General features: G+C 51.9%; 5 protein-coding genes and 6 pseudogenes. 5 read left to right on the forward strand and 6 right to left on the reverse strand.

Annotated elements, in window-relative coordinates; genetic code table 11:
* Positions 1–75, forward strand: a pseudogene (locus K2184_RS28545) (IS6 family transposase); the annotation flags it as partial.
* Here the strand turns inward: K2184_RS28545 and K2184_RS28550 are convergent.
* Positions 62–295, reverse strand: a pseudogene (locus K2184_RS28550) (IS1 family transposase); the annotation flags it as partial. The pseudogenes K2184_RS28545 and K2184_RS28550 sit on opposite strands and share 14 nt — an antisense overlap.
* Positions 296–393: 98 nt before the next feature.
* Here K2184_RS28550 and K2184_RS28555 point away from each other — a divergent pair.
* The gene (locus K2184_RS28555; RefSeq protein WP_001288432.1) at positions 394–1,827 is read left to right on the forward strand and encodes a DNA cytosine methyltransferase; all 1,434 of its coding nucleotides are present in this window, start codon (positions 394–396) and stop codon (positions 1,825–1,827) included.
* Positions 1,828–1,860: 33 nt separating this feature from the next.
* Here K2184_RS28555 and K2184_RS28560 read toward each other — a convergent pair whose 3' ends face one another.
* The gene (locus K2184_RS28560; RefSeq protein ID WP_001749969.1) at positions 1,861–3,069 is read right to left on the reverse strand and encodes a type II site-specific deoxyribonuclease; all 1,209 of its coding nucleotides are present in this window, start codon (positions 3,067–3,069) and stop codon (positions 1,861–1,863) included.
* 61 nt (positions 3,070–3,130) lie between these two features.
* Between K2184_RS28560 and K2184_RS28565 the strand changes: the two are divergent.
* Positions 3,131–3,196: pseudogene (locus tag K2184_RS28565) on the forward strand (EAL domain-containing protein); the annotation flags it as partial.
* Between the two features lie 139 nt (positions 3,197–3,335).
* Here K2184_RS28565 and K2184_RS28570 read toward each other — a convergent pair.
* The 4 genes and pseudogenes from K2184_RS28570 to dfrA14 form a co-directional block, all read right to left on the reverse strand.
* Positions 3,336–4,100, reverse strand: a complete 765-nt coding sequence (locus K2184_RS28570; protein WP_001389365.1) for an IS6-like element IS6100 family transposase — start codon at positions 4,098–4,100, stop codon at positions 3,336–3,338.
* Between the two features lie 117 nt (positions 4,101–4,217).
* A pseudogene (locus K2184_RS28575) lies at positions 4,218–4,292 on the reverse strand (EAL domain-containing protein); the annotation flags it as partial.
* A gap of 58 nt (positions 4,293–4,350) precedes the next feature.
* A pseudogene (gene mobC, locus K2184_RS28580) lies at positions 4,351–4,509 on the reverse strand (plasmid mobilization relaxosome protein MobC); the annotation flags it as partial.
* Positions 4,510–4,729: 220 nt separating this feature from the next.
* Entirely contained in the window at positions 4,730–5,203 is a 474-nt protein-coding gene (dfrA14, locus tag K2184_RS28585; protein ID WP_004201280.1) for a trimethoprim-resistant dihydrofolate reductase DfrA14, read from the reverse strand.
* A gap of 155 nt (positions 5,204–5,358) precedes the next feature.
* Here dfrA14 and intI1 point away from each other — a divergent pair, with 155 nt between their 5' ends.
* Positions 5,359–6,372, forward strand: a complete 1,014-nt coding sequence (gene intI1 / locus K2184_RS28590) for a class 1 integron integrase IntI1 (protein WP_000845048.1) — start codon at positions 5,359–5,361, stop codon at positions 6,370–6,372.
* 545 nt (positions 6,373–6,917) lie between these two features.
* Positions 6,918–6,981: pseudogene (locus K2184_RS28595) on the forward strand (hypothetical protein); the annotation flags it as partial.

Consider the following 6,981-nt stretch of genomic DNA (forward strand, 5'->3'; position numbering starts at 1 on the left):
GGCCAGGCCTCAGCATTTTATTATGGTGATCCCCTGGGCGAAATGCGCCTGGTAAGCAGAGTTTTTGAAATGTAAGGCCTTTGAATAAGACAAAAGGCTGCCTCATCGCTAACTTTGCAACAGTGCCTCTCAGATTCAGGTTATGTCGCTCAATGCGCTGAGTGTAACGCTTGCTGATAACGTGCAGCTTTCCCTTCAGGCGGGGTTCATACAGCGGCCAGCCATCCGTCATCCATACCACGACCTCAAAGGCCGACAGCAGGCCCAGAAGACGCTCCAGCGTGGCCAACGTGCGTTACCTAACAATAAACCTGTTTAAATATCCAGATAAAAACATTCAATCTGGGTCAAATGAGTGATACAGTTTCACCCATAAGACCCAATGGAGGCAATATGTCTGAATTTGAATTACTGGCGCAGGATCTGCTTGAGAAAGCAGAAGCGGAAGAACAACTGCGACAGGAAAATGATAAAAAGCTGCTCGGGCAGGTGCTGGAAATCTATGACCAGAAGTACGTGGCTGAACTGCTTAGAAAAGTTGGTAAAAATGAGTGGAGTCGCGAGACTCTTAATCGCTGGATTAATGGTAAGTGCTCACCTAAGACGCTGACGTTAGCCGAAGAGGAACTTCTACGAAAAATGCTTCCGGAAGCGCCTGCACATCACCCTGACTATGCCTTCCGGTTTATTGACCTGTTTGCTGGGATTGGAGGTATACGGAAGGGCTTCGAAACCATCGGTGGCCAGTGCGTTTTTACCAGTGAATGGAATAAAGAGGCTGTGCGCACATATAAAGCTAACTGGTTTAACGATGCTCAGGAACACACTTTCAATCTCGATATTCGTGAAGTCACGCTCAGTGATAAACCTGAAGTACCTGAAAACGATGCCTATGCTTACATTAATGAGCATGTGCCGGATCATGATGTACTTCTAGCAGGTTTCCCCTGTCAACCGTTTAGCCTTGCGGGCGTAAGCAAGAAAAACTCGCTCGGGCGCGCGCATGGTTTCGAATGTGAGGCTCAGGGAACGCTTTTCTTCGATGTGGCGCGTATTATCCGCGCAAAAAAACCTGCCATCTTTGTTCTTGAAAACGTTAAAAACCTGAAGAGCCATGACAAGGGTAAAACCTTTAAAGTCATCATGGATACCCTCGACGAACTGGGCTATGAAGTTGCGGATGCAGCTGAGATGGGCAAAAACGATCCTAAAGTTATCGACGGAAAGCACTTTTTACCTCAGCACCGAGAACGTATCGTTTTGGTCGGTTTCCGCCGTGATCTGAACATTCACCAGGGCTTTACCCTGCGCGATATTAGTCGTTTTTATCCGGAACAGCGTCCGTCATTTGGCGAACTGCTGGAACCCGTGGTTGACAGCAAATATATACTGACGCCGAAACTCTGGGAGTATCTCTATAACTACGCCAAAAAGCACGCAGCTAAGGGTAACGGATTCGGTTTTGGCCTCGTTAATCCTGAAAATAAAGAAAGCATTGCCCGTACGCTTTCTGCTCGCTATCACAAAGACGGGTCTGAAATTCTGATAGACCGTGGCTGGGATATGGCCACAGGTGAAACAGACTTCGCGAACGAAGAAAATCAGGCGCATCGGCCCCGCAGGCTGACTCCGCGAGAGTGCGCGCGCCTTATGGGTTTTGAAAAAGTAGATGGCAGGCCTTTTCGCATTCCTGTGTCAGACACTCAGTCGTACAGGCAGTTCGGTAACTCCGTAGTGGTGCCCGTGTTTGAAGCCGTAGCCAAACTGCTTGAACCTTATATCCTGAAAGCGGTTAATGCCGATTCGTGCAAGGTTGAACGAATCTGATCGCTCCTCCCGGTATTTATGCCGGGAGATAATCTATGGAATATCTGCGTAAAGCCCTGTCAGCTCAGCAATAAACGCACCTAGCGTCATTAGCTCAGCTCTCACCGCCTCCGGGTATTTTTTGTGCAGAGATGATGGCACGACCAATCTGACACCCGACTCCCGCATCTCCCGATATTGAGCCAGAGAAACTCCCTCCTGGAGTGTAAACAGATGCACCTGATGAATTTTATCGGCCTCATTCAGTATCTGACGCCAGCGATCCTTACAGGTAGTCTTGACTGCCAGCATGCGCAGATTTTCTACGGGAAACTCAGTATCGTGGTAAGCCCCTGCGGAAGGGAAAAGGAAATCGGGTTTTTTATTACCTTCTGTGATGGCCTGCGTCGCAAAGTGTCGCAGGCCGTGCTCAATGAATAGATGCTCCAGGTGCAGTTCCAGCGACTTCCCGGCTCTGGATTTACGGCGATTGCTGACAGAATTGGCCAGCGCAATAAATTCATCCACAGAGCCAAATCCTTTCCGGATGATATCCAGAACATGCAGTTCCTCAACCAATAGAAATATGTCGTACTCCACGCGCCGGCGGTCAAGAAGTTGCTCATCCGGATCAAGGGAATTTTTCACATAATGGCTGGCTGCATACTGAATAATTTCACTTCCCGACGGAAAGCGCAGGTGCCAGTCTTCAGGTAGAATATATTTATGATTTACTGGCGCTTGCTGTAGAGATAGTCCGCCTAGAATCTGTCCTGCGGGGCCGGATATAAGCGCTCCGGGTATAACTTCACCAATAGCGGTCTCAATGACGTCCTCTTCATCAGTGCTGGCGCATACCCAAATATTTACTTCCTTACAGTCCCCCCCTTGCTCATCAAGCTTGAAAGCCAGGAGCGTCAGAGCCCCTGTATTTTCAGGATCCTGAAGTGGGCTGCCTCTACCCCAGCGGGTAATCCTTTTTTCATTCCGGGTTTTACCAAAATGACGGCTGTTATAATAAATTGCCCTGGCTTCGCTGTCAGGGCAATCATGCGATGACACATGTGCGGTGAGAAAAACCGAAGGGTTCAGTTCACGGGTATGGTTGATAGACGGAAAGAGTTTTTCAACGATACCTGAAGGGATATAAAGCCCTACCTGGTGACCACCTGTTGCGCCGGTATCGTTGGCGGAAAGGCGTTTGATGTAGACGAAGTAATTCTCACATGCGATCTCAAGTAGCCAGTTGTGGAAAACCGACATAAGCATCCCCTGTTACCCTGAAACTCTACTCACCATTTTTTCATGATTATATACAAACAGTGTCATTTTCAGAAGACGACTGCACCAGTTGATTGGGCGTAATGGCTGTTGTGCAGCCAGCTCCTGACAGTTCAATATCAGAAGTGATCTGCACCAATCTCGACTATGCTCAATACTCGTGTGCACCAAAGCGAGGTGAGCATGGCGACGGAGGCTCTGTTGCAAAGATTGGCGGCAGTCAGAGGTAGGCTGTCGCTCTGCGCCGATCAGGCGGCTGCTGCGAAATGGTGGTTGAGCATGCCCATGGCCTCCGTCAGCGCCGAGGGCCCAATGCCAAAAGCTCTCTCCACAAGGCGCACCTCGCCCCTGATGCCGGGCTGCAGGCACCAGGGGCGAGCCTGTCCTTTGCGCAGGGCTCGCATGACTTCGAATCCCTTGATCGTGGCATAGGCCGTGGGGATCGATTTGAAACCGCGCACCGGCTTGATCAGTATCTTGAGCTTTCCGTGATCGGCCTCGATCACGTTATTGAGATACTTCACCTGCCGGTGGGCCGTCTCCCGGTCCAGCTTTCCTTCGCGCTTCAATTCGGTGATCGCTGCACCATAGCTCGGCGCTTTGTCGGTATTGAGCGTGGCAGGCTTTTCCCAGTGCTTCAGGCCTCGCAGGGCCTTGCCCAGGAACCGCTTCGCTGCCTTGGCGCTGCGGGTCGGCGACAGGTAGAAATCGATCGTGTCGCCCCGCTTGTCGACTGCCCGGTACAGGTAGGTCCACTTGCCCCGCACCTTGACGTAGGTTTCATCCAGGCGCCAGCTCGGATCAAAGCCACGCCGCCAGAACCAGCGCAGCCGCTTCTCCATCTCCGGGGCGTAGCACTGGACCCAGCGATAGATCGTCGTATGGTCGACCGAAATGCCGCGTTCCGCCAGCATTTCCTCAAGGTCGCGATAGCTGATCGGATAGCGACAATACCAGCGCACCGCCCACAGGATCACATCACCCTGGAAATGGCGCCACTTGAAATCCGTCATCGTTCCGTCCGTCCAATCTCCGCCAAGCATGCTCAAGCTTCACGATTTTTGCAACAGAGCCCACACGAGTATTGAGCATAGTCGAGATTGGTGCAGATCACTTCTGATATTGAACTGTCAGGAGCTGGCTGCACAACAGCCATTACGCCCAATCAACTGGTGCAGTCGTCTTCTGAAAATGACAATCGTGCCACCGGCTCCAGGTCTTATCGAACAGCTCAGACACATGGTCCAAATGCTGGTCGATCCGTTCGGCCAGTTTTTCGATGGCCTCTTGCTTGAGCTTGTCACTTTCCCTGAACTCGATGTTCAAGGCCCTGGCCACCTGGTTGAGGTTCCGGCCGATAGCTCCAAGCTGCCGGCACGATTCCCGTACGGTGTTCACTTCTTCATCAGTGAGGACCGGCATCCGGTTCAACGACCGCAGTCATTTCTGTACCTAAACAGTCCTGCGAATATGTGAGTTTTGACCTAATGAGCCACAAAAACTCATTTTCGCCCACGATAATTTTTCTACTTCCTTTCTTTGGAATGCTCATTTCAATATTCACATAACGTCGCTATCAATCGCGGAAAAGGCGTAGTGCGCGAAGCGAACGAAGCTTTTTGCCGTCGATTGCATAGCTTTGTTAACCCTTTTTCCAAATTTGATAGCAATAGTTAATGTTTGAAGTAAAGTGTTGCTCAAAAACAACTTCGAAGGTATTTGGAATACTCGGGAAGAAAACATCCCCCTCTGGCTCGATGTCGATCGTCGATAAGTGGAGCGTAGAGGCCATGGGTAATGTTTCTCGGTAAATTTCTCCGCCACCAGACACTATAACGTGACCGGTGAATTCAGCTAGCCTGTCCATGGCCTCTTCGATTGACTGAAATACAACTACATTGTCATCATTTGATGTCCAACCTGAGCGGGTAACGACCGCGTATTTCCTATTGGGGAGTGCGCCCATAGATTCAAACGTCTTGCGACCCACCAGAAGCCACTGATTGTAGGTCAATGCTTTAAAAAGTAGCTGCTCCCCTTTCGCGGACCAGGGTATGTCTGGACCGCAACCAATCACGCCGTTTTTCGCTTTCGCAGCCATCAATGATACTTTCAAGGTTCTCATCCTGGGTTAACTTTGTTTTAGGGCGACTGCCCTGCTGCGTAACATCGTTGCTGCTCCATAACATCAAACATCGACCCACGGCGTAACGCGCTTGCTGCTTGGATGCCCGAGGCATAGACTGTACAAAAAAACAGTCATAACAAGCCATGAAAACCGCCACTGCGCCGTTACCACCGCTGCGTTCGGTCAAGGTTCTGGACCAGTTGCGTGAGCGCATACGCTACTTGCATTACAGTTTACGAACCGAACAGGCTTATGTCCACTGGGTTCGTGCCTTCATCCGTTTCCACGGTGTGCGTCACCCGGCAACCTTGGGCAGCAGCGAAGTCGAGGCATTTCTGTCCTGGCTGGCGAACGAGCGCAAGGTTTCGGTCTCCACGCATCGTCAGGCATTGGCGGCCTTGCTGTTCTTCTACGGCAAGGTGCTGTGCACGGATCTGCCCTGGCTTCAGGAGATCGGAAGACCTCGGCCGTCGCGGCGCTTGCCGGTGGTGCTGACCCCGGATGAAGTGGTTCGCATCCTCGGTTTTCTGGAAGGCGAGCATCGTTTGTTCGCCCAGCTTCTGTATGGAACGGGCATGCGGATCAGTGAGGGTTTGCAACTGCGGGTCAAGGATCTGGATTTCGATCACGGCACGATCATCGTGCGGGAGGGCAAGGGCTCCAAGGATCGGGCCTTGATGTTACCCGAGAGCTTGGCACCCAGCCTGCGCGAGCAGCTGTCGCGTGCACGGGCATGGTGGCTGAAGGACCAGGCCGAGGGCCGCAGCGGCGTTGCGCTTCCCGACGCCCTTGAGCGGAAGTATCCGCGCGCCGGGCATTCCTGGCCGTGGTTCTGGGTTTTTGCGCAGCACACGCATTCGACCGATCCACGGAGCGGTGTCGTGCGTCGCCATCACATGTATGACCAGACCTTTCAGCGCGCCTTCAAACGTGCCGTAGAACAAGCAGGCATCACGAAGCCCGCCACACCGCACACCCTCCGCCACTCGTTCGCGACGGCCTTGCTCCGCAGCGGTTACGACATTCGAACCGTGCAGGATCTGCTCGGCCATTCCGACGTCTCTACGACGATGATTTACACGCATGTGCTGAAAGTTGGCGGTGCCGGAGTGCGCTCACCGCTTGATGCGCTGCCGCCCCTCACTAGTGAGAGGTAGGGCAGCGCAAGTCAATCCTGGCGGATTCACTACCCCTGCGCGAAGGCCATCGGTGCCGCATCGAACGGCCGGTTGCGGAAAGTCCTCCCTGCGTCCGCTGATGGCCGGCAGCAGCCCGTCGTTGCCTGATGGATCCAACCCCTCCGCTGCTATAGTGCAGTCGGCTTCTGACGTTCAGTGCAGCCGTCTTCTGAAAACGACAAACAGCCAGAAAGGCTGTTACAGGCGATTTGATCTGCAACCTATTGGTTAAATTAATGTATCAAAAACGATGGTTTTTGTGACAGTCTTGAAAAGTCCTGACTTCTCCCGAAAAATGACTCCCCTCATGTAACAAAACTCGTTACTGTATCAACATAACAATAACCCCATAACTAATTAGCGAGAAAAGAATGAAAATCGGCTATGCACGTAAATCTACGCATCTTCAGGATGTGGCGCACCAGGTTGACGAACTAACAAAAGCTGGATGTGAGCAAATCGGCACTGTTGCAAATAGTCGGTGGTGATAAACTTATCATCCCCTTTTGCTGATGGAGCTGCACATGAACCCATTCAAAGGCCGGCATTTTCAGCGTGACATCATTCTGTGGGCCGTACGCTGGTACT

It is taken from the genome of Klebsiella sp. K5-306, from assembly GCF_051835185.1.
GTDB lineage: Bacteria > Pseudomonadota > Gammaproteobacteria > Enterobacterales > Enterobacteriaceae > Klebsiella > Klebsiella oxytoca.

Excerpts from the sequence above, each read along its gene's own strand:
- K2184_RS28555 (WP_001288432.1), top strand. The coding sequence starts at position 394 with ATGTCTGAATTTGAATTACTGGCGCAGGATCTGCTTGAGAAAGCAGAA.
- K2184_RS28560 (WP_001749969.1), bottom strand. The coding sequence starts at position 3,069 with ATGTCGGTTTTCCACAACTGGCTACTTGAGATCGCATGTGAGAATTAC.
- K2184_RS28570 (WP_001389365.1), bottom strand. The coding sequence starts at position 4,100 with ATGACGGATTTCAAGTGGCGCCATTTCCAGGGTGATGTGATCCTGTGG.
- intI1 (WP_000845048.1), top strand. The coding sequence starts at position 5,359 with ATGAAAACCGCCACTGCGCCGTTACCACCGCTGCGTTCGGTCAAGGTT.